This is a genomic window from Photorhabdus machadonis (genome assembly GCF_052657765.1).
In genome coordinates this window covers 2,854,633-2,878,944 of the sequence record NZ_CP199761.1, presented here as the reverse complement: position 1 = coordinate 2,878,944, position 24,312 = coordinate 2,854,633, and the positions used below count along the sequence as shown (strand labels likewise).

Annotated in this window: 23 protein-coding genes and 2 pseudogenes; 14 read left to right on the top strand and 11 right to left on the bottom strand. The window is 43.8% G+C overall.

Annotated elements, in window-relative coordinates; genetic code table 11:
* Positions 1 to 75: 75 nt before the first annotated feature.
* Both uspE and ACUN2T_RS13580 read right to left on the bottom strand, forming a co-directional pair.
* Positions 76 to 1,020, bottom strand: a complete 945-nt coding sequence (gene uspE / locus ACUN2T_RS13585) for a universal stress protein UspE (RefSeq protein ID WP_445493549.1) — start codon at positions 1,018 to 1,020, stop codon at positions 76 to 78.
* A gap of 121 nt (positions 1,021 to 1,141) precedes the next feature.
* Positions 1,142 to 1,897 carry an FNR family transcription factor gene (locus ACUN2T_RS13580; protein ID WP_445493548.1) on the bottom strand — a complete coding sequence of 252 codons (756 nt, stop codon included), beginning with the start codon at positions 1,895 to 1,897 and terminating at the stop codon, positions 1,142 to 1,144.
* Between the two features lie 649 nt (positions 1,898 to 2,546).
* Between ACUN2T_RS13580 and ACUN2T_RS13575 the strand changes: the two genes are divergently transcribed.
* Positions 2,547 to 2,939, top strand: a complete 393-nt coding sequence (locus ACUN2T_RS13575) for a hypothetical protein (RefSeq protein ID WP_445493547.1) — start codon at positions 2,547 to 2,549, stop codon at positions 2,937 to 2,939.
* 118 nt (positions 2,940 to 3,057) lie between these two features.
* On the opposite strand, the gene ACUN2T_RS13570 is transcribed toward ACUN2T_RS13575, so the two are convergent.
* From ACUN2T_RS13570 to hcaR, 3 genes are all read right to left on the bottom strand, one after another.
* Positions 3,058 to 3,840 (bottom strand): fumarylacetoacetate hydrolase family protein, encoded by a 783-nt coding sequence (locus ACUN2T_RS13570; protein WP_445493546.1) that lies wholly within the window; start codon positions 3,838 to 3,840, stop codon positions 3,058 to 3,060.
* Between the two features lie 68 nt (positions 3,841 to 3,908).
* On the bottom strand, positions 3,909 to 4,811 hold the full coding sequence (locus tag ACUN2T_RS13565; RefSeq protein ID WP_445493545.1) for an alpha/beta fold hydrolase: 903 nt from the start codon (positions 4,809 to 4,811) through the stop codon (positions 3,909 to 3,911).
* A gap of 114 nt (positions 4,812 to 4,925) precedes the next feature.
* The gene (hcaR, locus tag ACUN2T_RS13560) at positions 4,926 to 5,804 is read right to left on the bottom strand and encodes a DNA-binding transcriptional regulator HcaR (RefSeq protein ID WP_445493544.1); all 879 of its coding nucleotides are present in this window, start codon (positions 5,802 to 5,804) and stop codon (positions 4,926 to 4,928) included.
* A 136-nt stretch (positions 5,805 to 5,940) separates the two neighbouring features.
* Between hcaR and hcaE the strand changes: the two genes are divergently transcribed.
* Genes hcaE through hcaD form a run of 6 tightly spaced genes read left to right on the top strand, consistent with a single transcriptional unit; the run spans position 5,941 to position 11,114 of the window.
* A complete protein-coding gene (gene hcaE / locus ACUN2T_RS13555) occupies positions 5,941 to 7,302 on the top strand; it encodes a 3-phenylpropionate/cinnamic acid dioxygenase subunit alpha (protein ID WP_445493543.1) in 1,362 nt (453 codons plus the stop codon).
* Positions 7,299 to 7,841 (top strand): 3-phenylpropionate/cinnamic acid dioxygenase subunit beta, encoded by a 543-nt coding sequence (gene hcaF / locus ACUN2T_RS13550; protein ID WP_445493542.1) that lies wholly within the window; start codon positions 7,299 to 7,301, stop codon positions 7,839 to 7,841. The genes hcaE and hcaF overlap by 4 nt, the downstream gene beginning before the upstream one ends.
* Positions 7,841 to 8,158 (top strand): 3-phenylpropionate/cinnamic acid dioxygenase ferredoxin subunit, encoded by a 318-nt coding sequence (gene hcaC, locus ACUN2T_RS13545; protein WP_350303988.1) that lies wholly within the window; start codon positions 7,841 to 7,843, stop codon positions 8,156 to 8,158. Before hcaF ends, hcaC begins: the two co-directional genes overlap by 1 nt.
* A complete protein-coding gene (gene hcaB / locus ACUN2T_RS13540; RefSeq protein ID WP_445493541.1) occupies positions 8,158 to 9,000 on the top strand; it encodes a 3-phenylpropionate-dihydrodiol/cinnamic acid-dihydrodiol dehydrogenase in 843 nt (280 codons plus the stop codon). The genes hcaC and hcaB overlap by 1 nt, the downstream gene beginning before the upstream one ends.
* Positions 8,990 to 9,943: a 3-carboxyethylcatechol 2,3-dioxygenase gene (locus ACUN2T_RS13535; RefSeq protein ID WP_445493540.1), complete on the top strand. Its 954-nt coding sequence runs from the start codon at positions 8,990 to 8,992 to the stop codon at positions 9,941 to 9,943. Before hcaB ends, ACUN2T_RS13535 begins: the two co-directional genes overlap by 11 nt.
* A 1-nt stretch (position 9,944) precedes the next feature.
* On the top strand, positions 9,945 to 11,114 hold the full coding sequence (gene hcaD, locus ACUN2T_RS13530; protein WP_445493539.1) for a phenylpropionate dioxygenase ferredoxin reductase subunit: 1,170 nt from the start codon (positions 9,945 to 9,947) through the stop codon (positions 11,112 to 11,114).
* Between the two features lie 218 nt (positions 11,115 to 11,332).
* On the opposite strand, the pseudogene ACUN2T_RS13525 reads toward hcaD, so the two are convergent.
* Positions 11,333 to 11,740 (bottom strand): annotated as a pseudogene (locus ACUN2T_RS13525) (Tn3 family transposase); the annotation flags it as partial.
* Between the two features lie 71 nt (positions 11,741 to 11,811).
* Here ACUN2T_RS13525 and ACUN2T_RS13520 point away from each other — a divergent pair.
* Entirely contained in the window at positions 11,812 to 12,507 is a 696-nt protein-coding gene (locus ACUN2T_RS13520; protein ID WP_445493538.1) for a 3'-5' exonuclease, read from the top strand.
* Positions 12,508 to 12,605: 98 nt separating this feature from the next.
* Here the strand turns inward: ACUN2T_RS13520 and ACUN2T_RS13515 are convergent, their stop codons facing one another.
* Complete coding sequence (locus ACUN2T_RS13515; RefSeq protein WP_445493537.1) at positions 12,606 to 14,216, bottom strand: ABC transporter substrate-binding protein; 1,611 nt, start codon at positions 14,214 to 14,216, stop codon at positions 12,606 to 12,608.
* 369 nt (positions 14,217 to 14,585) lie between these two features.
* Here ACUN2T_RS13515 and ACUN2T_RS13510 point away from each other — a divergent pair, with 369 nt between their 5' ends.
* The 4 genes from ACUN2T_RS13510 (at position 14,586) to ACUN2T_RS13495 (ending at position 19,073) form a co-directional block, all read left to right on the top strand.
* Complete coding sequence (locus tag ACUN2T_RS13510; protein ID WP_445493536.1) at positions 14,586 to 16,016, top strand: gamma-aminobutyraldehyde dehydrogenase; 1,431 nt, start codon at positions 14,586 to 14,588, stop codon at positions 16,014 to 16,016.
* Between the two features lie 15 nt (positions 16,017 to 16,031).
* Positions 16,032 to 16,805: a nuclear transport factor 2 family protein gene (locus tag ACUN2T_RS13505; protein WP_445493535.1), complete on the top strand. Its 774-nt coding sequence runs from the start codon at positions 16,032 to 16,034 to the stop codon at positions 16,803 to 16,805.
* Positions 16,806 to 17,108: 303 nt separating this feature from the next.
* Entirely contained in the window at positions 17,109 to 17,477 is a 369-nt protein-coding gene (locus tag ACUN2T_RS13500) for a DUF805 domain-containing protein (RefSeq protein ID WP_445493534.1), read from the top strand.
* Between the two features lie 57 nt (positions 17,478 to 17,534).
* The gene (locus ACUN2T_RS13495; RefSeq protein WP_445493533.1) at positions 17,535 to 19,073 is read left to right on the top strand and encodes an FAD-dependent oxidoreductase; all 1,539 of its coding nucleotides are present in this window, start codon (positions 17,535 to 17,537) and stop codon (positions 19,071 to 19,073) included.
* 51 nt (positions 19,074 to 19,124) lie between these two features.
* Here the strand turns inward: ACUN2T_RS13495 and ACUN2T_RS13490 are convergent, their stop codons facing one another.
* Both ACUN2T_RS13490 and ACUN2T_RS13485 read right to left on the bottom strand, forming a co-directional pair.
* Complete coding sequence (locus ACUN2T_RS13490; RefSeq protein WP_445493532.1) at positions 19,125 to 19,451, bottom strand: type II toxin-antitoxin system PemK/MazF family toxin; 327 nt, start codon at positions 19,449 to 19,451, stop codon at positions 19,125 to 19,127.
* Complete coding sequence (locus ACUN2T_RS13485) at positions 19,448 to 19,666, bottom strand: antitoxin MazE family protein (protein WP_445493531.1); 219 nt, start codon at positions 19,664 to 19,666, stop codon at positions 19,448 to 19,450. The genes ACUN2T_RS13490 and ACUN2T_RS13485 overlap by 4 nt, the downstream gene beginning before the upstream one ends.
* A 349-nt stretch (positions 19,667 to 20,015) precedes the next feature.
* Between ACUN2T_RS13485 and ACUN2T_RS13480 the strand changes: the two genes are divergently transcribed.
* Positions 20,016 to 20,549 (top strand): hypothetical protein, encoded by a 534-nt coding sequence (locus ACUN2T_RS13480; RefSeq protein WP_445493530.1) that lies wholly within the window; start codon positions 20,016 to 20,018, stop codon positions 20,547 to 20,549.
* A 69-nt stretch (positions 20,550 to 20,618) separates the two neighbouring features.
* On the opposite strand, the gene ACUN2T_RS13475 is transcribed toward ACUN2T_RS13480, so the two are convergent.
* Together ACUN2T_RS13475 and ACUN2T_RS13470 are read right to left on the bottom strand one after the other, a co-directional pair.
* Positions 20,619 to 21,653 carry a hypothetical protein gene (locus ACUN2T_RS13475; protein WP_445493529.1) on the bottom strand — a complete coding sequence of 345 codons (1,035 nt, stop codon included), beginning with the start codon at positions 21,651 to 21,653 and terminating at the stop codon, positions 20,619 to 20,621.
* A 245-nt stretch (positions 21,654 to 21,898) separates the two neighbouring features.
* A pseudogene (locus ACUN2T_RS13470) lies at positions 21,899 to 23,129 on the bottom strand (MFS transporter).
* Positions 23,130 to 23,275: 146 nt separating this feature from the next.
* Between ACUN2T_RS13470 and ACUN2T_RS13465 the strand changes: the two are divergent.
* A complete protein-coding gene (locus tag ACUN2T_RS13465) occupies positions 23,276 to 24,190 on the top strand; it encodes a LysR substrate-binding domain-containing protein (protein WP_445493528.1) in 915 nt (304 codons plus the stop codon).
* Positions 24,191 to 24,312 lie beyond the last annotated feature (122 nt).

The following is a 24,312-nucleotide window of genomic DNA, read 5'->3' as shown; positions in this document are numbered from 1 at the left end:
CTTGTCAATAAAACCCGGGACATAAAATCTGTTCCGGGTTTTAACACCAAATGGATACTTATCATTTTGTTACTGTTACTCTTTAGCTGCTTTGACAGGACATGCAAAACCATCAGGTTTGATAGCCAGAAGGTCACATTTTAGATGGTCGATCACATGTTCTGCGGTGTTTCCCAGAAAAGCAGCAGACAATCCTGTTCTGCCCAAGATACCAAAAACGACAATACCCGCGTTCATCTCATCACACATTTCAGGAATAACATGCTCTGGTAATCCTTCATGGATATGGGTGTATTTCTCATCAATGCAGAATTTCTGGCGAAGCTCTTTCATTGAGATAAGATGTTGACCACGCAGCGCATGGTTATAAATGCTTGGGTCGAAATCCGGTAGTTCAATAGCAATATTCAGCGGTGCGACAGGATAAGCGCTGACCAAATGAATTTCGGGATCAGGCATTATCTGGTGTGCCAGTTCCTGGGTTTCCCTGACCAGTTTTAGGTTCAGTTCATGATGGTACGATTCTTCATTAGATAAATTAACTGCAACTAGAACAGAACCTTGATCTGGCCATATCTGATCTTTTACCATCCATACCGGACATGGGCATTTGCGTAGTAACTGCCAGTCAAGCGGGGTGAAAATCAGGGACCCTAACTTGTCATGCTTATGTGTCATCTTCAGAAGCAAATCGTGTTCACCGGTAATGACCTCCTGGATAATGGCTTCATAAGGCCGATTGTGCCATACCACTTTTATTTCAATATCAATACCGGCTTTCAGATAGTAGTGCGCTTGCTGTTTAAGCCAGGCAATGCGCTGGCTGGTAACACCTTTACGCATAGCCGTGGCTTCTTCAGGGGAGAGCAAGGTTGTCATTTCATAGGAGAGATCATAAATAGGTAAAAAAGCTTTAATCCGGCCACCGCTACATTGCACTATATAAACCGCACGTCTTAATGCCGGCTGATCGTCCTGACTTGGATCAATTGCAACTAAAAGGTTTTGATAGTTTGCCATAATAGTACCCTCATAGAGGCTAGACAAAATACGCTTCAATACTAAAGATAAACCAATATAGGCAAACCGAACAGGTCAGAGGATAACCAGATCAAAAAATTAAAATGATCTGGTTTTAAGATCAGGTAATTGAAACAGATTTTTTCCCGACTAAGTCGGCCAGTTTATCCATATCTTCAATAGTGATGTATTTACCTTTTACGCCGAGAGTATTATTTTTCTGGAAGCGTCCAAGCAGACGACTAATGGTTTCAACAGTCAGACCAAGGTAATTACCAATATCATTGCGAGTCATGGTTAAACGGAATTCTCTTGGTGAGAAACCACGTTGAGCGAAACGACGGGAGAGATTATAGATAAATGCTGCTAATCGCTCTTCAGCGTTTTTCTTAGACAACAACAATATCATTTCTTGGTCGCCTTTAATTTCTCCACTCATCAGGCGCATCATTTGCTGGCGAAGATTAGGCATTTTACCGGACAGGTCATCCAGTGTTTCAAACGGAATTTCACAAACCATTGATGTTTCCAGGGCCTGAGCAAAACTTGGATGCTGAGTATTGAGGATGGCGTCAAAACCGACTAAATCCCCTGCGAGATGGAAACCTGTGATCTGTTCATCACCTTCTTCCGTGATGGTGTAGCTTTTAATGGTTCCGGAACGGATAGCATAAAGAGATTTCAACTCATCTCCTGCTTTAAACAAAGTTTGCCCTTTCTGGATAGGTTTCTTACGCTCAATGATATTATCGAGCTGGTCAAGCTCGTGTTCATTCAGGGTGAAAGGGATGCACAGCTGGCTAATGCTGCAATCCTGGCAGTGGATCGCACAACCACCAGACTGGATTCGACGAATAACACGTTTTTCCTGGATCATAGGGTATGCTCATTGAAATATTGATATAACTCAACTTTAGCATCTATTGATGATTCTGATAAGAGCTATAATAGCTTTCTGCAATTTATTCGGAGAAATATTATTACTTTTATCTTGATTATAAGAAATTATTACATGGTATAAAGCTGATGCTCCGTCATTGTCATCGTAAGACTATATTCAGTATCCGTTGCCGAGGAAAACAAGACATTGTGATATTAGGCAATGTGCTGAGATTCTTTCATAAATATTTGTGACATTATCGACAATATGCGACTAATAACCTTGTGTTTTTACATTTCCTGCGATAACGATTGATGACAGAGAAATAATATATTCATGTAATTATTAATTTTTCGATAAATAATTCACCGTGAGTGTTCAAGGCGCGCTGAATTTGAGTCTGGTAATCTCTGTTATTTTGCAAAATAGCTTATAAATAATACGTCCATATGGTTTGTTTTTTTATAAAGTTCTTATAAAATTAAATAATGAATAGTGTTTTTTTTGATTTGTCTTGTGTTAATGATAAAAATGAATTTTTTTATCATGTTCTTTCGCCGCTGAAAGTGTTAATGCAGAAAAGTGATATTTATTGAATCATTGAATTTACATTACTAAAGAATGATATTAATGAAGGAGATATTATATGGCTTATGTGACAAATATTAAAAATATTGTGAATGGAACCACCAATAAAGTTGTTATTTTGAATGGTGAAAAAAATGATGAACGTATTGAAATTTTAAGTGGTTTGAGCTGGCAAGGGGATTTATGGGTCCCATGGATTGGTCATCAAGGCGAGGATTGGAAGGCAATTAAGATATTTGTAGAGGGTGGATATGATGTCGTTTACGTTTACCAAGATTACTATCGTCCCGCGCATAAAAATGCAATTAAGTATAGTGTAGGTAAACTGGTTTATGATTCTGCAGCGGAAATCCCGGGAAATAATCGAGGTGGCGGAAATAAAGTCTTATTTATCTCTATTGTATTATCTCAAGAGAGCGGAAACCCTATTGTTGGGCTTGAAATGGCATAATTAAGGGATAATTTATCAGTTTGAGAAAAAGGTGGCTTAGCTGGATTTGGGATGATATTTCTTGGCTAAGTCCACTTTGTTCTATTTTCTGCTTATTGTATTCTCCAGACTCATCTTTTCAGACGAAATTTATCCCGGCAGATCCCAGGCCCGGTAAGTTGATTTTCAATTGATCACCGGCATTAACCGGTATCATTGTGGCAAGGGAACCGGAGAGAATAATTTCGCCCTGGTGTAGCGTCATATTCAACGTTCCCAGCATATTTGCCAACCAGGCGACGGCGTTGGCAGGATGCCCAAGTGCGGCGGCACCTGTGCCGGTATCAATCAGTTTGCCGTTTTTTTCCAACGTCATGGTCACAGTGGCTAAATCAATTTCTGATGGCAGACAAGTACCATCACCAATGACAAATAAACCTGATGAGGCATTATCGGCAACTGTATCCGTGATTTTTATTTTCCAATCACGGATACGGGAATCGACAATTTCGATGCAGGGCACGACATAAGCTGTTGCTTGCAGTACATCTTCTGCGGTAATACCCGGACCACGCAAGTTGCGTTTCAGGATAAAGCCAATTTCACCTTCAGCCTTAGGCGCAATTAACTGTTCAATGGGCACCGTGGCGTTATTTTCGTAATACATATCCGAGGTCAAAATACCAAAATCTGGCTGATCTACATTCAAAATATCCATCACTGTCTGGCTGGTGATACCAATTTTCTTACCGACAATGCGTTCATCGGTTGTTTCCAGACGACGGGCAATAACTTTTTGCTGGATGAGATAGGCATCGTGTAGTGTCAGTTTTGGGTATTCATCAGAAATCGGGTTGATGGCCTGATGACTCTGCCATGATTGAAACAATTTTTCGCCAAAATGGTTTATCACGTTATTCATTGGTTGTTGCTCCTGATCCGGCGACAGAAGTGATATTCCGGGGGAATATCACTTGTCTGCAAGCGACATTATTTGTTGCCATTCAGCAGAAAATCGATATGAATTTGATTAAACGTGTCTGGATCCTCGTATTGAGGCCAGTGACCGCATTTTTCCATTACGACAAAACGACTGTTTTTGATAAGCCCGGCAAGGCGCTGACCCACGGAAACCGCAGCGGTTGGATCATGAGTTGTCCATAGCACCAGCGTTTCGGCCTTAATTTTTGCCAGTTCATCTTCGGTCAGAAGGTTACGCAGGCGGGTATCCATATCTTGCAGGCACATAATGTTTTCCATTGCAGGTAACATATCCGGCTGACGATAAATCGCAAAACGGGATTCAACCAAGTCTTCTGTCACCCTGGTAGGATCTTCCATCAGGAATTCAAGACGCTTGCGGGTGGCTTCCCGATCCGGGTTTTTCACTGCATTCAGGCTCAGAGTGCGCAAGCGTTCCATCACATTTGGATCGGCAATCATACCTCCCGCTGTATTCAGCACTAAACGGTGAATATAGCGGGGATATTTTGCCGCAAAACGGGCAGCGACCCATCCACCTAAAGATTCACCGGAAAGGTGAATTTTCTTTAGATTTAATATCTCAATAAAATCCCGTAAGTGTTCCACATAATCGATAATTTCATAAGAGCGGACAGGTTTATCAGTGAAGCCATGTCCCAACATATCAATTGCCAGTACGCGAAAATGTGCGGCATGAGGCAGAATATTGCGCATATAGGCTTCCAGATGGCCGCCAATGCCGTGCAAGAAAATTAGGGTTTCAGGGCCACTGCCCGCTTCAAGGACACGGGTTTTTATCCCTTTTACATTAATATGGTGCAGATGAACTTCACCACCAGCAATGGCTGACCAAAGCGATCGTAATTCAAGTTGTACAGGTTTATGTTGAAGGTTTGTCATTGACATCATGATATTTTCCTTACTTGTTTCAGGTTAATTTAATGTTAATATAACGACAGCGAGCAATATTAACTAATACTTAATATGTCTAATCTGAAATTTAAAAACGATAATGCTTATTTTCTATAGATATTTATTTTCAACAATGTCTATTAAATGTGATAATAATTCTGATGTGTGGTCTTTTCGCCATGCCATTATTAACTCTATTGTCGGTGAGTATCCTGACAATGGTCGGCAAACAACAGCATCGGTCATTATGCTGGTAATATAGAATGGCACTATTGCACATCCTAAATTCAGGCTGACCATGTTTAAAATTAATAACATATTGTTAGCTGTTTGAATAATGTTCGGAGAGACATTATGTTCAGCAAAATAATTTTCTATAATCTGTTGTAATATACCGGACTGTGTTGGATCAGGAATAATAAAGTTCTCACCATGCAAGTCATCGACTGAAATTTTCTCACAATATCGTAACCTATGATTAGCGGGCATCAGTACGACTAATGGTTCATTAAGAATAACTTTAAAATCAATATAATCACTCTTTATTGGCGAGCGCATGAAAGCAACATCAATGTCACCTTGTAGTAATTTCTCTTCTTGCCCTGGATTAAATAAACTAATCAGTTCTATTTTAGCTTCAGGATGAGAAAGACGAAACACTGGGATAACCTCAGGTAAAACTTTAACTTCTGCTGATGGGACAAATCCAATGGTCAGCACAATTTGTTCTTGTGCTGCTCTGCGTGCCATTTTTTTTGCTTTTTCTGCATTGTCAAGAATAATCCTAGCCTGTTGTAAGAAAACTTCCCCGGCTTTGGTTAAAGAGACTTTGCGTTTATTTCTTTCTAATAATGTAGATCCAATATAGTCTTCTAAATCTTTTATTTGCTGGCTTAATGAAGGTTGCGCGGTATGCAATTTTTTTGCGGCTTTAGTAAAGTTTAATTCTTCTGCTACTGCAATAAAGTATCGTAAGTGTCTTAATTCCATTGCCGTTTCCTCTACATATCGAAAAAAAGTCTCAATTTAAACAAACAATGTATTTCACAAATTATTAATCTATTAATAGCATTCATTTTGCATGTTGGCAAAAAGTCAACTTTTCTTTTACATGAGGATCAATAATATGACATTGAGCAAAAACTCAGATATTTACCGCCTGATTGATGCCCGAGCCGGTCGTGTAACTCCTCAGATTTATATTGACCCTGAGCTCTATCAATTAGAACTCGAAAGAATATTTGGTCGTTGTTGGCTCTTTTTGGTTCATCATAGTCAAATCCCGCGTCCGGGAGATTTTTTTAATACTTATATGGGAGAGGACAGTGTTGTTGTTGTCCGGCAGAAGGACGGTTCCGTTAAAGCCTTTCTAAATCAATGTCGTCACCGCTCAATGCGGGTTTGTTACGCGGATAGTGGTAACACCCGTGCGTTTACTTGTCCTTATCACGGTTGGTCATACGGTGTTGATGGGCGATTAGTTGACGTTCCACTGGAATCGTGCGCCTATCCACACGGGCTTTGCAAAGAGAAATGGGGACTTCAGGAAGTTCCGCGTGTGGAAAGTTATAAGGGTTTAATTTTCGGTAACTGGGATACGACAGCCCCTTCCTTAATTGGTTATCTTGGTGATATGGCCTGGTATCTTGATGGCGTGCTTGACCGTCGCGAGGGAGGAACAGAAGTTATCGGCGGGGTACAAAAGTGGATCATCAACTGTAACTGGAAATTACCTGCTGAACAGTTTGCTGGCGATCAATACCACGCTTTATTTAGTCATGCCTCTGCTGTACAGGTTTTAGCTGTAAAAGAGGGCGACAACGAAAAAGCGTTAGGCGCCGGTCAGACTTCCCGGCCGGTCTGGGAAACGGCTAAAGATGCAGTGCAATTTGCTCAGAACGGTCACGGTAGTGGATTTTTCCTGACTGAAAAACCTGATGCCAACGTCTGGGTTGATGGTGCTGTCGCCCATTACTATCGTGAAACCTACGCCGAAGCAGAGCAACGACTGGGGAAAGTCAGGGCTCTGCGTCTTGCGGGCCACAACAATATTTTCCCGACACTTTCCTGGCTTAACGGTACAGCGACAATGCGAGTGTGGCATCCACGGGGACCAGACCAAGTGGAAGTCTGGGCATTTTGCATTGCAGACAAAGCGGCTTCTCCAGAGGTAAAAGAGGCTTTTGAAAATAGTGCAACCCGTGCATTTGGTCCGGCAGGTTTTCTTGAACAGGATGATTCAGAAAATTGGGTGGAAATCCAGAAGGTACTCAGAGGCTACAAAGCCCGTAACAGCCCGTTATGTATGGAAATGGGGTTGGGACAAGAAAGAGTGCGGGACGACGGTATTCCAGGCGTGACCAACTATGTTTTTTCCGAAACTGTCGCCCGTGGCATGTATCAACGCTGGGCTGACTTACTGACCAGTGAAACTTGGGATGAGATAGAGGAAAAAAGCCGGGCTTATCAGCAGGAGTGGGTGAAATGAAAGAGTTAATCGTCAATCAAGAAAAACGAGTATCGCCAGAACTGCATTATGAAATAAGTCAGTTCCTGTATTACGAAGCAGCATTACTGGATGACTGGAAATTTCGCGACTGGCTTAAACTGTTATCAGAAGATCTTCGCTATACTATGCGCACCATTGTTAACGCCCAAACCCGCGACCGCCGCAAAAGTATCCAGCCTCCAACCACTTGGTTATTCAATGATAATAAATTTCAGCTTGAACGCCGGATTGCCCGGTTAGAAACCGGTATGGCATGGGCAGAAGAACCGCCATCCCGCACTCGTCATCTACTGACAAATCTGGTGATTATTGAAACAGATTTGCCAGACCAATTTCATGTTCAGTCCAATTATCTGCTGTACCGTTCACAAAAAGAGAAAGATGAAGCTTTTTATGTCGGTAAGCGGTTGGATTGTGTTCGCCGCAATCTGAATACGGGTAGCTGGCTGGTTTGTAGACGTGAAATTACTTTGGATCAGGCCGTCTTAACTTTCCATAACCTGAGTGTCTTATTCTGATGAGCCGGTTATTTGCATGTACTGTTGAAGAATTGCCCGATGGAGAAGCGCGTAAGGTGGAATACACACCGGATATTGCGCTGTTTCACTACAACGGAGAATTCTTTGCTGTGGGTGACCGGTGCAGTCACGGTAATGCCTCTATATCCGAAGGGTATCTGGAAGACAATGCGACAGTTGAATGCCCACTGCATACGGCCAGTTTTTGTCTTAGAACCGGGAAGGCGCTTTGTCTTCCTGCGACAGATCCATTGAAGACGTATCCTGTTGTTGTTGAAGATGGAAAAATTTATATCACTGTTTCGGAGGAGCAATAATGAGTTGGATTAAAGATCAAGTCATTTTATTAACCGGTGGTGGCTCCGGTTTAGGTTTGGCTTTAGTAGAACGTTTTATTGCGGAAGGTGCCAAAGTTGGCGTATTGGAGTTATCTGCGGAAAAAGCGACAGCTCTGGCACATTGTTTCGGCAAAGATATCTGTGTTGTTCAGGGGAATGTCACCTCTTTTGCAGACAATGAGCGGGCAGTTGCTGAAACTGTCCGGTATTTTGGTCAATTGGATTGCTTTGTCGGTAATGTCGGGCTTTGGGATCACAAAACCAGCCTGCTTGACGCGTCAGCAGAACAGATTGACAAAGGATTTGATGAACTGATGGGTATTAACCTGAAAGGGTACATTCTGGGGGCCAAAGCGGCATTATCTGCGCTAACAGCATCAGAAGGCAGCATGATTTTTACGTTGTCGAGTTCATCATGGTTTTCTGGTGGTGGCGGTGTGTTGTATACCACCAGCAAGCATGGCGCAGTTGGGATGATCCGCCAATTAGCGTATGAACTGGCACCGGTTATCAGAGTTAATGGTGTCGCGCCGTGTGGCATGCCGAGTGATCTCCGTGGCCCGGCCACATTATCCCAGCAGGATAAATGCATCACAGACAGTCTGCCTCTGGAAAGTATTGGCGCAGCTTTACCTTTACAATTCACGCCTCAGCCGGAAGATTTCACTGGCCCATATGTCATGCTCGCTTCCCGTACAAACAACCGTACCTTAACCGGTGTCATGATAACGGCTGATGCTGGGTTAAGTATTCGCGGAGTTCGCCGGATCACGGCGGGAATCATGTCACCGAATAAAAAGGGGAATTCAGATGACCATTAAATTGATCTGTACTTCACACACACCTTTGATGGATTTTTGTTCTCCACCTGGAGCGACAGAAAAGCATGTTAGACAGGTTTTTCAACAATTGGCTGAACAGGTGAAAGACTATGATCCAGAATTGATAGTGATTTTCGCCCCTGACCATTTCAATGGTTTTTTTTATGATCTGATGCCGGCATTTTGTGTTGGGGTTAGAGCGAATGCAGTAGGGGACTGGGATATTGGCAACGGACCACTCAATGTGCCTGAAAACACCGCGAAGGAGCTCATTTCTGCTTTATACGACACCGGTATTGATGTTGCCCAATCTTGGCGTATGCAGGCTGATCATGGTTTTGTTCAACCATTGATGTTGCTTTGTCAGGGTTTACAGCGCTATCCAACTGTCCCAGTCTTTATTAACTGTGCCGCCAGTCCATTACCGACATGCCGCCGTACCGTTGCGCTTGGTCGTGCGATTGGACAATTCTTGTTTAAAACAGATCAGCGGGTATTGTTGCTAGGTTCTGGTGGTTTATCACATGATCCACCGATATCGCAGATTGGACAGGTTTCGCCGGAAGTTGAAGAGGGCCTGATTGCCGGGAGAAACCCGACAAAAGAAGCACGTCAAAGCCGGCAAAGCCGAGTGATTGCGGTTGGAGAATCGTTAGCGCGTGGTGAAAATGTCGTTGCTCCGTTGAACCCTCAGTGGGATGAAGAACTGTTGAATATTTTTTGCAGTGGCGATATACGGCGCCTTTCTTCATTAACGCATGGCGGGATTGCTATTCAGGGCGGTAACGGAGGACAGGAAATCCGCTGCTGGATTGCCGCTTTTGCGGCGCTTTCTGTTTATGGCGAATATAAAGCCCAGCGGCATTATTACCAACCTATTAAGGAATGGCTGGCTGGAATGGCAATGGTCAGTGCTCAACCTGTGAATCAGATGGGAGCATAATATGCGAGATCAGACTTTTATTATTGTCGGAGCAGGGCAAGCGGGGGCGATGGCCGCCGCAACCTTAAGGCAGCAACAGTTTTATGGCGATATTATTTTAATTGGTAAAGAATATCATGCACCTTATGAGCGGCCTATTTTATCAAAAGAGTATTTAATGAACCCGGAAGAAGAACCGAAATATTTGTTCTCCGAAGATTTCTATCTGAAAAACCGGATAGATTTACGCATGGGTCAGCCGGTCAGCCGTATTATTCCGGCAAAACATTGTGTCGTTTTGGAGAATGGCGACAAGCTCAGGTATGAAAAACTCCTGCTCACCATGGGCGCAAGAGCCAGACGGTTTCCGCTACTCGATCAACTGGGTGAAAATGTTTATACCCTAAGAACATTGGATGATGCGCAACGTTTACGCCAGGCGGTGAAAAAAGGTAAACGGGTTTTGATTGTCGGCGGGGGTGTTATTGGTCTGGAACTGGCAGCAACCTCCTGTGAAATGGGCGCGAAGGTGACGGTTATTGAACAGGCGAATAACATTATGGGGCGCTGCGCACCTCCTTTGTTGCAGGATTATCTTTTAAATCGCCATCAGGAAAAAGGGGTGCAATTCTTCCTTGATATTAATATTGTTTCCGCACAAAGGCAGGGGAATGAATTAGTTCTTATGCTAAACACTGGAGAAAGGGTGATCGGGGATATCATTATCTATGGTATCGGCGCTGAATTCAGGGACAGGCTCGCTGCTGATGCCGGTTTGGTTACCAATGGTGGTATCGTCATTGACAGCCGTTGCCAGACGTCTGAACCGGATATTTTTGCAGCCGGGGATGTTTGCCTTCAAAGAGAGCCTTTAACAGGGGATCTCCAACGTCGTGAAACTTGGGAAAATGCTAACCGCCAGGCAACTATTGCTGCACATGCAATGATGGGACTGGAGCCTCCACAGCCGGGAGCTCCGTGGTTTTGGACAGATCAGTGGGGCATTAATATCCAAATGGTTGGCAAAATGCAGGCTGAGAAATGGCATATTCAAGGTGACTTGCAATCAGATAAAGCCGTTTTGTTGGGGACAGAAAATGAAGTTTTAGTGGGTGCTGTCGCGATTAATCAGGGAAGAGAAATGCGGAATTTACGGAAATTACTCGCTAATCCTACGATTATTGAGATGTAATGTTTGAACAAGTTAATTTTATAGAGATAAGTAATGATGGTATGACTGGTGATGAACTGTGTTTTATTATCGAATATCGGTGACTGTCCAAGTGGTCACCGATAGTAATTACATGAATCTATTCCACAAGATAACCATGGCACGATAATGTGCTAATTTATACCCATAATGTCTGTTTTTCTATTTAATGGGGTTTGAAGTCCAGCGGAACGAAAATGGTACAGGGTTTTGTTGATCCGGCCAGCAGCTTCAATGATGGCTTGCGCTAGACTGGAAGGACGCTCGCTTTTCAATAGTGATCGGATCAGCTCAGAGGCCTGTACGGTACCCAGCTTGAGCGAACCCGCGATGCGCATCATGTCTTCCCAGTGATGTTCTATCTTTTGCGGATTGGCGCAACTGCGGGCCAGGTCATTCAATACGCCGTAGTTCGCGTCTTTGTCCACGCGCCAAAATACGGACTCACCGGCGTCAGCCAAGCGCGGTGAAAACTGATACCCCAACAGCCAGAATAAGCCGAACACCATATCGCTGGCACCAGCGGTATCGGTCATGATCTCCACCGGATTAAGGCCCGTTTGCTGCTCCAGCAGCCCTTCCAGCACAAAGATGGAGTCCCGTAGTGTTTAATTCGATACCTTACTCTTTGAGAAAAGGAGAGAGGCAGCTTGAGCCCTCAACTAGATTCGGAAAGGTCTTGGACTATGCCATTAGAGTGAAGTTGAATTCTAAATATTGGGTGGATGGGAAAAAGTTATGCCAAGTACTGAGTATCTCTGAGCCAGCCAACTGGACAACTAATGTATTGCGAGAAATGGCAGCTCAAATTTCATCAGCAGTAGATGAGTACTCTGCGATATTCGAAAAACTTCTTTCTACTATCGATAACTTAGATATTGAAAACCCTAAAATTCCCAAGCTAGTAAAGGAGTTTAATGACCTTCTCACATCGTTAGTTGAAAATCACAACGGTGTTTCGGACGATAAAATAGAAGACGTTAAGCTGAGTATCGAAGAGCTTAAAGAGTTTAGTGGTACGTGGACCCGATTCAAGCGTAAGGGCTTAGGTGATTCATTGGTGGCATTTAGAAATGCATTGGCATTAGGTCAACTTTCTGAAAGTAGTATAGATGAAGGCCTAACTCTAAGTACTGTGCATACGATGAAGGGTTTGGAAAAGGATATTGTATTTTTGATAGGGATGTGCGAAGGGGTTTTTCCTGATTACAGGGCTAGGACGGCCAAAGAGCTCGAAGAGGAACGCAATAACGCTTTTGTTGCGGTGACGAGAGCGAAGCGTTGGCTGTACGTGTCTTATCCTAAGCAGAGAATGATGCCTTGGGGTGATCTTAGGTTTCAGCAGAAGTCCCGCTTCATTAGTGAAATAGAGTAGGTTGCCAATCAAATATTTTAATTACGGTTCAAAACGAATCAAACTGTTTAAAACCGTAATGTTTATTTAAGTGACACAATAAGTTAAATACTGTCCTGTTAATGTTCGATAATATAAAGATCTTTCGATGATACAAAACCGAGCAGGTTGATATAATATCCACCAATATAAGGTTTTACCAGCCTGGCACTAACATAGTAATAAATGGGAATTGACGGGACATCTCTGGTAAGAATATCTTGTGCTTGCTGGAAGTATTTCATGTCGTTTGTTGCTTTGGCTTTTTGCATCAGATCATCATAAATATCATTACTATATGATGATGTATTATTAGAGCTGTTGGTCACAAAATTATTTAAAAACGAGGCTGGATTATCGTAATCAGCTATCCATGCATGTCTCACCAAATCAAAATTACTTTGATGTATGGTGTCTAACATTGTTTTCCATTCTTGATTTTGTAAAACAGCATCTACCCCTAGATTTTTCTTCCACATTGAGGAGGCGGCTATTGCAATCTTTTTATGATCCTCTGATGTATTATAAAGAAGATTAAATTTCAACGGGTTATTTCTGTTATAACCCGCTTCATTCAATAATTTCCTGGCTTTTTCAATTCTTTTCGCCTGTGTCCATGATGCATAATCAGGTTGTTTTAAATTCATTCCTCCAGTATTCGGCGGGGTATTATTATAAGCGGCTTTTTGACCTTGGCCTAATACCTTATTTGAAATGATGGTTTTATCTAAAGCTAAATTTAATGCCTGTCTGACTCTGATATCATTAAAAGGTGCTTTTTGGTTATTAAATTCGTAATAATAAACACCTAATTTAGGTGAAATGTGAACCTGGCTACCTAACTTAGTTTTTAAGGAATTAAATGAAACTGATGGAATATTTTTTGTTATATCTATTTCTCCTGCTAAATAGCGGTTCACCACCGCTGTCTCTGATGTTACGGCAAGATAGGTGACTTTATTAATAACGGTATGTGCATTATCCCAATATTGTGGATTTCTGATACCAATGACTTTCTCATTGACGATCCATTCAGCCAATTTAAACGGGCCACTACCGACAAACACATTCGGTTGAGTCCATTTCTCACCATATTTTTCAACCGCTTTTTGACTGATAGGCACCATAACCGGATGTGCCACCATCTGTAAGAAATAGGATAACGGCTGCTCTAATGTTACTTCTACCGTCATATCATCCAGTGCTTTGACACCTAATTCATCGGCTTTTTTCTTTCCGGCAAGAATATCTTTGGCATTGGCTATATACATGTTTTCAATATAGCTGCCATATGGAGATGCCATGTGAGGATCAATTAAACGTTGCCAACTAAAAACCACATCATGGGCAGTAATAGGAGAACCATCAGACCATTTTATGCCTTCTCTTAAATGAAATAACCAAACTTTATTATCTTTGGTTTCCCAACTGATGGCTAAACTGGGATTTAACTTACCATCAATGCCTGTATCAATTAATCCACTAAAGAAATCATGAATAATGTCAAATTCAACATCACTTTCAACTTTATGGACATCAAGAGATGCAGGCTCTGTGCCATTATGACGGACAATATTCTGGTTAGCTGCCAGTTGTGTACCAGGTGGAATAGTTGCTGCATAAGATAATGTTAAGCTTCCAAATATAATTCCTGTGAATAAAGATATATTTTTTATTGTCTTTTTCATCATGATTTCTCCAATAAGGCTTCGTTTTTTATATTGATGTTGCAAATTGAGCAATATCTGATATTTACTCCATTGTAAATAACCTTGCCGAGGAATAGCCAGCTAAATCTTTTCTTTACAGAGCCAGAATCAGCAGATCAGATTGAATCTATTGGTTTGCTTATATTACCCGGCCTGTAAAATCTGAAATCCTCGATCCTGCTCACAGATCAGCATATTTTCCTGAGCACGAGTGTCGCAAGTTATATCTATGTATCTAATTACTCTTTTGTTTTCACTTTTTAGTTTCAACAAAATTAACAGGAGAGTAACAATTGAATATATTAAATTATACGTTATATTTTATATTATCTAATTCATCAGGAGGTAACCATGGCGGTATCAACGCTCAAGCATTTCATTAATAGTCAGTATGTTGATTCTAAAGGTTCCGAATATTTTGACCTGGTAAGCCCGGTCACTGGCGAAACCTGTGCGCGTTCTCCTAACGCGGCTGTAGCAGATGTTGATGAAGCTTATGCCTCGGCTAAAGAGGCATTCAAGATCTGGGGGCGCAGCACACCGTCAGCGCGTCAGCAAGCGTTGCTGGCATTAGCCGATGCGGTGGAAAACAACGCTGAACGTTTGATTGAAGCGCAAAGCCGCAATACGGGGCAGCTCAAGCATCTGATTGCCTCTGAAGAAGTTGCGACGTCAGTGGATCATATCCGTTTCTTCGCTGGCGCCGCCCGTTTTCTGGAAGGAAAAGCGACGGCTGAATATCTTCCTGATATGACAACCAGCATCCGGCGTGAGCCACTGGGCGTGGTGGGTCAAGTTACGCCGTGGAACTACCCGCTGATGATGGCAGTATGGAAGATAGCGCCTGCGCTGGCAGCGGGTAATACTGTGGTACTCAAACCGAGCGATACCACGCCCGAAAGTACTCTGTTGCTGGCTGAACTAGCTGCTCCGTTCTTCCCTATCGGTGCGTTCAACGTGGTGTTGGGTAATGCCAGCGCGGGCGCTCTGGTCGTTTCACACAAGACGCCAGCGATGGTTTCCATCACGGGTTCTGTACGTGCAGGTTTGCAGGTTGCCTCTTCGGCGGCGGCTAATCTCACCAGAGCACATTTGGAGCTAGGTGGCAAAGCGCCAGTGGTTGTTTTCGCCGATGCAGATATGGATAAAGCGGTGGAAACCATTGCTATCGCAGGGTACTTCAACGCGGGTCAGGATTGTACGGCAGCCTCGCGTGTGCTGGTGCATGAATCTGTTTACGATACCTTCGTCGCCAAACTGGTGACGGCAGCTAAAGCCACCCGCTTTGGCTATCCGGAAGATGAAGAGGCGCTGTATGGGCCGCTCAATAATGCTCGTCAGTTGGAGCAGGTCAACGGGTTCATTGCGCGTCTGCCCGTTTATGCCTGTATCGAAACAGGAGGCCGTCAGGCTGAACGTTCGGGTTATTACTTTGAACCTACGGTAATTACCGGTCTGGAACAGCACGACGAAGCAATTCAGACCGAGATTTTTGGGCCGGTTATCACGGTGCAGAAGTTCCGCGATGAACAGGATGCCATAGAGAAAGCTAACGACGTGAAATACGGATTGGCCTCCAGTGTCTGGACTCGCGACCATGGCCGTGCGTTGCGCTTGTCACGTGAACTCGATTTCGGTACCGTCTGGATCAACACCCATATTCCTCTTACGGCAGAGGCACCGCACGGCGGCTTCAAGAGTTCCGGATACGGTAAAGATCTGTCCGCTTATGGCTTCGATGAATATACGCGTATCAAACATGTGATGAGTTCCAACGACTGACACAGGACATCCGTAATGATTCAGAATAGATCTCCACGCGACTGGGTGTTGCGTGCGCACCACGAGCTGTTTACTGATCGTGATGTAGGAGCGCTTGAGCGTTATTTTGCGCCGCATTTCATCGAACATTCCCCGTTGGTCAAAGATGGTCTTGCCGGATTGCGTGAGCGGGTCTGGGCACATCCTGAACTGCACCACGAAACGTATCGTGTACTACAGGATGGTGATCTGGTCGCCATCCACGGTCGTTTTACGGGATTAGACCACCATCCGTTGGTCGGCTTCGATCTGTACCGGGTTGCCGACGGCTTAATCGTAGAGCACTGGGACGGCCTAGTACCGCAGACTGCACCCAATGCCAGTGGTCGGACTCAGTTAGACGGCCCGACTGAAGCAGGCCATGGTCATGACCGGGAGAAGAATCGCGAACTGGTGGTCAATTTTTTCACACGTACTCTGATCGAGGGTCACTACGAAGCGTTTGGTCACTCCACCAATGGTGAATTGTTTCGCCAGCACAGCCCCGATATTCCCGATGGTACGGCTGCGATCATTTCGTTTCTTAAGCAACTCAGGGATGAAGGACAGGGCCTGCATTACGCCAAAATTCACCGTACGGTAGCCGATGGGCAGTTTGTTCTGACCCATTCGGAAGGGAGTATCGCCGGAATGCGTCATAGCTACTTTGAGCTATGGCGCATTGAGAACGGCAAAGTAGCTGAACTTTGGGATGCTATCACCCCGGTACCAGAGGATGCGAAAGCGCTGCATCGCCACGGTATTTTTTAAAGTTGATCGATACCCGGCGCGGATGTCATGGCGGTAGTTTCGTGTGTCAGGTTCCCGTTGAACCAACGCGGAAATATCACCTGTTGCTTATGTCTGCAACGGAGCCTACACGATTACAATAGTCCACCCGGGGTACTCCAGCTCTGGGGGGCTATTTACATCGGGCGTCTGCCTGTTGAAGCCCATTTAACGTTTTTGAAGAAGCGCTCAACATTCTGGAGTCTGTGCTGCTCGACCTAACTGAACCGTAAAGAGGGGCGGGGCGGCAGGCTAGAACCTGCTGCTTCATAAGGGAGGACAACAATGCACTGGTATTTAAATGTATTAAAGAACTATGCATGCTTCAGGGGGCGAGCCCGGCGTCAGGAATTCTGGTATTTCGTTCTGTTCCAGATCCTGGTTGTATTTATTATCTCTTTCCTTGAAAGCTACTTTGCCGTTGCCAATCCTGAAATTTATATGGGCTGGTTCAGCGCTGCCTATCTGCTGCTCACGTTTTTGCCCGCGCTAGCAGTGAATGCTCGCCGCCTGCACGATATCAACTGTCGCGCTTGGTGGTTACTGCTGCATCTCATACCGTTTATCGGCACCGTTATCCTGCTAATTCTCGCCGGTCTGAAAGGGAGCTCTGGCAGCAATAAATACAGCTCAGATAGCCGGACTCACTCATAGGAAAACTCCCCGGACCAGTCCAGCGGGTGATTTCAAGATCATGACAGGAGTGCTGAAATGACAATGAATAGAAGAGACTTTATTTCTACCGTCGCGACGCTCGCGGGGGCGGGAGTGCTTTCATCCCTTCCCAACTTATCCCTATTCGCCCGGACCTTAACTGGTGCCGATGTTCCGGCCATCAATGTTGATAAACTCCGACCGACACTATTGGAGGATGCGCAGCATAGAGCCAGCCGGTTGGGGCTAGATCCGCGCATCTGGAGCTGGCATAAAGACGCTGCTGCTAACACCATGCCAGCCAACTATTATGAAGCTTCTCTGGCTGACTGGTCAGCTTTTGGAAGCCTGCCTAGAGACCAGAACTGTGAGGTTGTGGTTATTGGCGGAGGGTTGCTGGGGGCTTCCACAGCCTTGCATCTTGCTGAAGCGGGCGTGGACGTGATTCTGGTTGAAAAGGATAACATTGGTTCTGGCGCTTCTGGCCGCAACGGGGGACAGATGACCCCGGGGATCGCACGCTGGGAAGCTGAAACCATGCTGGAAAAACTTTCATCCGATGAGGCTAAACGCTTATGGCGTTTTGCCTCTATTGAAACGATGAATCTCGTGGATGAACTCCGTGAGCGTTACAGTTTCGAATGTGACCGTAAATATGGTCATATCACTGTTGCGGTGCACGCAGGCCACATGGGGCCGCTGGTGGCAAATGCCGATGCCCGGCGTCTGCTGGGAGATACGGCGATGAAAGTTATCGGATCGCACGAGCTACAGGAAAAGTATCTGCGTTCGGGCATCTACCATGGAGCAAATATCGACAGTATCGGTGGGCAGGTCCAGCCTCTGGCACTATTGCGTGGCCTAGTTTATGGTTTCGCCAGACTGGGTGGGCGAATCTATGACAGCACGAAAGTAAAGGGCATCAGGCAGGATGCTGGTGGCACAGTCGTAGAAACTGAGCGGGGGGCTATCAGGGCAAGTAAAGCCGTGGTGCTGGGTGTGCATGTCTCCACGGGTGAGTTTATCTCCGGCCCTTCCACCACGGTGCCTTTTTTCTCCTACGTGGCGGTAACGCCGCCGTTACCAGTGGATGTCAAAGAGCTGATCCCGTCAGATCTGCCGGTCTACGATACACAGTTACAGGTCGACTACTATCGTGCGGTGCGCAACAACCGCCTGCTGTTCGGTGGACAGGGTACTGGCAACTCTTGGTCACCGCGTGATGTGAACAACTATTTGCTTGAGCGTATCAGAACCGTGTTCCCGCAGTTGGAAAAAACCGAACTAGAATATTCCTGGGGCGGGATCAGCGATCTGACCTTGAACGGTGCCACCGATGCCCGCAAGAGCGGCGACAGCGTACCCGTGTATATGGTACATGGCTGGAGTGGTCATGGAGTGGCGCAGACGGTGCGCATTGGCAAAGCTATCAGCGACGATCTTACCAGACGCAACGACGATTTTACCATGCTTACTTGCATTGAACACGCGAGTATCCCGCTGGGTTCCTATCTCTCTCCGGTAGCCATTCCGTTGGCTAAGGGTGTTCTGGGAGTGATAAGCACGCTTAATCCGGCAGAGATGGTTTCGTTCTGAGCAGCAGGGTGTGGGGAGTTGATCGCTTTGAAGTCTACGATGATAATTTTCTTATTTTGCGATACCTAAAAACAAGGCTAGACAGCGATCCACTTGCTGCATCGTCGCGTAATCCAGTTTACCAAATACTGCTCCGGCTTTTTCTTTCGGGAGAGTCATTGCTTTATCAATCATGACTTGTGACAATTTTTCAAGATGTGTTTCAGGGAAAGGTTTAATTGTCACCCGGAAGAGTGGTGCGTCAATCAATGTTGAGGTTACGGGCAGAATGGTAATACTGGGATGTTCATCAAAGTTGTCAGATTGGGTAACCAGAGCAGGACGGGGCTTGCCATAAGCCCCTTGTAGAGCAACAGTTATTAAGTCTCCCCGCTTCACTCCCAGTCTCCTGAATCAGCCAGTTCATTCATCGCACCTTCTAATAGTGCATTCGTTTCCTTGTCTTGTATTGCTGTAGCCAGATGGCTTTGGCGCCGGCACTCTTCTTTAAAATGAGGAAGGCGTGTATCAGGCACCCATATTTGAACGGGCCTTAATCCTGACTTCCTAAGCTGTTGTCTGTGTTTTTTTACACGATCTGAAACCTTATTCATCTTTCATCCTCGTGACATGTAACCATGTTCATAATATAACCAAAAAGACGTTACATGCAACACTTTGTGTGCATCACTTTTTTATTCGCACATGGGGATAATCTTACTGTATATTATTTTAATATTGATATCGGTGCTTACAATAATTTTTCGGCAGGTGAATATTTTGTACTTGTCTTAATTAAATTTCAGAATTTCCCTGTTATTTTTCTAGAAATGTGGCAAACATGAAGCAATTTTGGCAAATAATTAGCAGCAATCCGATTATGGTTGTATACTGTGAAAAAGAGATAATAAACAAGGTGGGGCTATTGAGCCAAGCAAGTTAATTAAAAGATGAGACGCAATTATGACTAATGTTTATATAAATAAATATGCTCCAAATAGTATCGTTGCGAAATTCCCATTGGTATCTGATAAGAAAATAGAAAAATGGAATGCGGAAAATTTGGATTTTCGCATTTGGACCCCGGGATTTATATGGTTGTATGGTCAAAAAATTTCAGAGTTTCGAAATTTATTTCGTTATCCAGGTATTACAAATCTTTATCTTGCATTCACGTTTAAAGCGCAGTTTCTCACGCCACTAAGCTCTACAGCAGAAATGTCAAGAGCACAGCCAATTCAAGATTGGTTTTTCAATAATGGGGCATATATTGAGAATGGTTTTGATAATTTCGGCATATATTCCAGTGATACAGGGAGTGGAGAATACAGTGTAAATATCATTGATCCCAGTTTTTATCTTATAAAGAATGGTGAGTTGAGTTATAGTGATAAGAATTCTGCTTTCCCAAACCTTGTTCTTCGGGTGAAAAGTAAAGTCAGTTCAAATTTTCTAGCAAATTTAATTCCTACGGATTTTAAAGTTATTATTAGTTAGTTTCATATTATATTGAAATCACCTCTTGGGTGGCTGACCTGAGTCAATACACCCAAAAGAGGATTTGCCTTATAAATTGGTTTCCTTAACTACTGCATTCTCCCTCTCTTTTTCCAGCATAATCAGCAATTCAAGCATACTGATAATATTTTTAGATGCTTCGCGGGCCTTGCTATGTGATAAGGCAAGATCAGGGAACTTATTCATGAATGCGCTGACATTTAACTTTCTATCCGGATTGTTGTTCAACGAGGCTATCAACTGGGACAGGCAATCTCTTGCCCGGAGTAAATTTTGCTCCAGATAGGGTAAATATTCTTGATAAGTATGCAGCAGTTTTTCTAATTTCTTTGTTTTTAGATTACCACCTGCATGTGGGCCCGGTCTCATGTTAGTCATTGCCCGAAATGTATCTTTTCCTTTGTTATAAATACCACGAGGATCCAGTCCCGCTGCCGCAGTCAAACCAAATACTAATTTTGAGCTAACGGGTATTGAGCCATATTGCAGCATGGAGCTGAAAGTACCCGCAGTCCAGTGACTAACACCTTCGGTAATAGAACTGGCAATCACATCAGGTGTGTTTGCCAGTGCAGTATCCAGCACAAAATCCTGCGCATATTCTTTGTTCACATAAGTACGATATAGCTCATGTAGTCTGGGGTAGCCGCTCAATTTATCCTGTAATTTCCCCATTACCTCACGTTCAATATCTTTAGTCGTATTGTTGGCACAGGTCGGATATAACTGGGTATGAACACCCGTTCTTGACGTAATGGGCTTCGCCAACTCTCCACCAATGCTTCCTGCCGCGGCACTGGCGAGAAAAGAGATAGCAGGACCGCCGCCTGGTGCCGAAGCAGCGCCAGCTAACCCTGCACATATTGAGGCGGGAACTGAACGTATCATCGTGTCTTTAATTTCCACCAGTGCATTTCGCCCTATTTTATTCAATAGCTTTTGCGGAGCGCTAAGGCGATACAATTGCTTTTGCAGTGCATGTACATTCTGTCTCGCCATGACCATTGATTTGTTGAGCATATCAAATTCATATGCCAGTTTTATTTCCTCTTTGGTGAAACCTTCAAATCTGGAGTCTCCCATATTAATTTTTCCTTTAAATAAATATTGGTTTGTTTTTCTGATCAGATCATATTCCCATGCTTTTTAGCGCTTAGTGAAAAAAATAAAGCAATTTTTGACAAATCAGATAGTGGAGGGTATTGACTGGTGAACGTGAGTGTAATGTAAAGTTCTGGTAAGCAGGTGGTAATAATAAGATTAAGCGGATTTCCACCCATAGTGGATAGTCATCCGCCATTAATTATGGATAAAATGGTTACTTTCGATTATTTTTCCTCTGGGAGTTTAGCGAGCTTAATCCCCAGAAGCAGCGCTAACAGGATGAGAATGGTAATAAATAAAACGACACCGTTCCAACCCCATTGTAGCCAGAATATACCACCAAAAGTACCCGCTACACTTGAGCCTGCGTAATAACAAAAGAGATAAAGAGATGATGCCTGTGCTTTAGCCCGACGAGCGCGACGGCCAACCCAACTGCTGGCGACAGCGTGTGCGGCAAAGAAACCGGAAGTGAGTATGATCATCCCAATCATAATCATGACAGTAGAGGGCAGCATGGTAATAAGAGTACCCATTAGCATCATACTTATCATCACTATTAGTATTTTTCCGAGTCCATACTGATTTGTTAATCCCCCCACTTTAGACGCGCTGTATGTACCGGCCAAATAGACAATGGATAACATACCGACAGTTGATTGACTAAAAGTCCAGTAAACGATAACTGATATAGTTAAACATCGTAATAAACCCCCCCATGAGCAAAAATGCTTCGGAAAATAATAATGGCAACCCTTTATCACGAAAATGTAATCTCAGATTTATTAATAAAGATTTAGGTTTGAGGGAACTTGGCCGGAAATGACGGGATTCAGGCAACATACGACAAAACATAATTGCAGCAATTAAGGCAAATAAGCCTAATACGATGACAGAAACCCGCCATGAGAAATGATCAGTTATCACCCCTGATATTAATCGCCCACTCATTCCTCCAATAGAATTACCGCTGATATAAAGCCCCATTGATAAAGCAACAAAGTGAGGATGAATTTCCTCACTAAGGTAAGTCATTGCAACGGCTGCTACGCCACTGAGAGATAAGCCAACCAGAGCGCGCGTAATCAGAATTCCATGCCAACTGGTCATAAATGCACTGAGTAAAGTGAAAAATGCGCCGGCAAATAGCGCGGTTACCATAACATTTTTACGACCAATGGCATCAGACAGAGGACCGGTTATCAATAACCCCAACGCCAGCATCCCAGTCGAAAGCGACAAAGATAAACTGCTGGTGGCCGGAGAAACACCAAAATCTTCCGATAATATAGGTAAAATGGGTTGAACAAAGTAGAGCAGGGCAAATGTCGCTAATCCTACGGTAAAGAGTGACAACGTCACTCTGATATACAGAGGATCTGCCTTCTGAATATAATCTCCCTCATTTTTAATATCCTGGACCAGATTATTATCGGGAGTTGGGCTTTCGCTGATGCTACGGGTAGTGCTCACATGATTTCCTTACTTAACTCATAATAAGTAACTTTCATTTTTATCTAGATCAAGCATATGAATTGCAAAATATTTTGTCTAATATATTAATCATTAATAATAATATGTATTAGATCTTAAAGGTGAGTATGGCTATCGAATTACGGCACTTACGTTACTTTGTTGCAGTTGCAGAGGAATTACATTTTGGTCGTGCAGCAGAGCGGCTTAATATTTCACAGCCTCCGTTAAGCCAACAAATTCAGTCACTTGAAAATAGTATAAACGCACAGCTATTAGAGCGTAATAACCGGAATGTAAGCCTGACCCCGGCAGGTAACATGTTTCTGGAGGAGGCTTATCAGATTCTGGCGCAGGTTGATGCCGCAGTGATAAAAGCAGCGAGAATGCAAAAAGGAGAATTAGGTGAAATATCTATTGGTTTCACTTCTACAACACCTTTTATGCATAAAGTCACATTGAGTTTACGGCAATTCCGTGAGCGATACCCAGAGGTATCTATTCATATGCATCAAATGAACACTAAGCGCCAGATTGCTCCGTTGCTGACTGGGCGGTTAGATATTGGGATCATGCGTAATACGCAATTACCGGATAATCTGGAGCATCGGCTACTATTTCGTGAATCTTTTATGCTGGCTGTTTATGATGGACACCCTTTATTAGAATATGCTCAGCAGGGAATAAAGCTCGAAATGTTGGCGGGCCATCCACTGGTATTTTTTGAACGTGAAGTTGGAACTGCTTTGTATGATGAAATCATTACTTTATTTGCCCAGGCTGGTGTGACACCGATGATTTCGCAGGAAGCAGGTGAGGCAATGACTATTCTTGGTCTTGTCTCTGCTGGGCTTGGGATCAGTGTTGTGACTGAATCTTTTACCCGTATGAAAATCGATGGTGTTCAATATATTCCATTAGCTGATAACCAATCTTTCTCTGAAGTTTGGTTAGTCAATCATAAAAGCCGACCGGTATCAGCCGCGGCAAACAGGCTGATAAGACTACTCATATCTAATATTCTGGATGAGAAAAATGAGTAAAAATCGGCTAAATTTCGTGCTTGATATCACATATTGATTGAAAGAATGATACCTTTTGCCTAAAACATCGACATAATCAGCCAACAATTATTTTGAAGCACAAATTAATTAAAGGACACAAG

Excerpts from the sequence above, each read along its gene's own strand:
- uspE (WP_445493549.1), bottom strand. The coding sequence starts at position 1,020 with ATGGCAAACTATCAAAACCTTTTAGTTGCAATTGATCCAAGTCAGGAC.
- ACUN2T_RS13580 (WP_445493548.1), bottom strand. The coding sequence starts at position 1,897 with ATGATCCAGGAAAAACGTGTTATTCGTCGAATCCAGTCTGGTGGTTGT.
- ACUN2T_RS13575 (WP_445493547.1), top strand. The coding sequence starts at position 2,547 with ATGGCTTATGTGACAAATATTAAAAATATTGTGAATGGAACCACCAAT.
- ACUN2T_RS13570 (WP_445493546.1), bottom strand. The coding sequence starts at position 3,840 with ATGAATAACGTGATAAACCATTTTGGCGAAAAATTGTTTCAATCATGG.
- ACUN2T_RS13565 (WP_445493545.1), bottom strand. The coding sequence starts at position 4,811 with ATGATGTCAATGACAAACCTTCAACATAAACCTGTACAACTTGAATTA.
- hcaR (WP_445493544.1), bottom strand. The coding sequence starts at position 5,804 with ATGGAATTAAGACACTTACGATACTTTATTGCAGTAGCAGAAGAATTA.
- hcaE (WP_445493543.1), top strand. The coding sequence starts at position 5,941 with ATGACATTGAGCAAAAACTCAGATATTTACCGCCTGATTGATGCCCGA.
- hcaF (WP_445493542.1), top strand. The coding sequence starts at position 7,299 with ATGAAAGAGTTAATCGTCAATCAAGAAAAACGAGTATCGCCAGAACTG.
- hcaC (WP_350303988.1), top strand. The coding sequence starts at position 7,841 with ATGAGCCGGTTATTTGCATGTACTGTTGAAGAATTGCCCGATGGAGAA.
- hcaB (WP_445493541.1), top strand. The coding sequence starts at position 8,158 with ATGAGTTGGATTAAAGATCAAGTCATTTTATTAACCGGTGGTGGCTCC.
- ACUN2T_RS13535 (WP_445493540.1), top strand. The coding sequence starts at position 8,990 with ATGACCATTAAATTGATCTGTACTTCACACACACCTTTGATGGATTTT.
- hcaD (WP_445493539.1), top strand. The coding sequence starts at position 9,945 with ATGCGAGATCAGACTTTTATTATTGTCGGAGCAGGGCAAGCGGGGGCG.
- ACUN2T_RS13515 (WP_445493537.1), bottom strand. The coding sequence starts at position 14,216 with ATGATGAAAAAGACAATAAAAAATATATCTTTATTCACAGGAATTATA.
- ACUN2T_RS13510 (WP_445493536.1), top strand. The coding sequence starts at position 14,586 with ATGGCGGTATCAACGCTCAAGCATTTCATTAATAGTCAGTATGTTGAT.
- ACUN2T_RS13505 (WP_445493535.1), top strand. The coding sequence starts at position 16,032 with ATGATTCAGAATAGATCTCCACGCGACTGGGTGTTGCGTGCGCACCAC.
- ACUN2T_RS13500 (WP_445493534.1), top strand. The coding sequence starts at position 17,109 with ATGCACTGGTATTTAAATGTATTAAAGAACTATGCATGCTTCAGGGGG.
- ACUN2T_RS13495 (WP_445493533.1), top strand. The coding sequence starts at position 17,535 with ATGACAATGAATAGAAGAGACTTTATTTCTACCGTCGCGACGCTCGCG.
- ACUN2T_RS13485 (WP_445493531.1), bottom strand. The coding sequence starts at position 19,666 with ATGAATAAGGTTTCAGATCGTGTAAAAAAACACAGACAACAGCTTAGG.
- ACUN2T_RS13480 (WP_445493530.1), top strand. The coding sequence starts at position 20,016 with ATGACTAATGTTTATATAAATAAATATGCTCCAAATAGTATCGTTGCG.
- ACUN2T_RS13475 (WP_445493529.1), bottom strand. The coding sequence starts at position 21,653 with ATGGGAGACTCCAGATTTGAAGGTTTCACCAAAGAGGAAATAAAACTG.
- ACUN2T_RS13465 (WP_445493528.1), top strand. The coding sequence starts at position 23,276 with ATGGCTATCGAATTACGGCACTTACGTTACTTTGTTGCAGTTGCAGAG.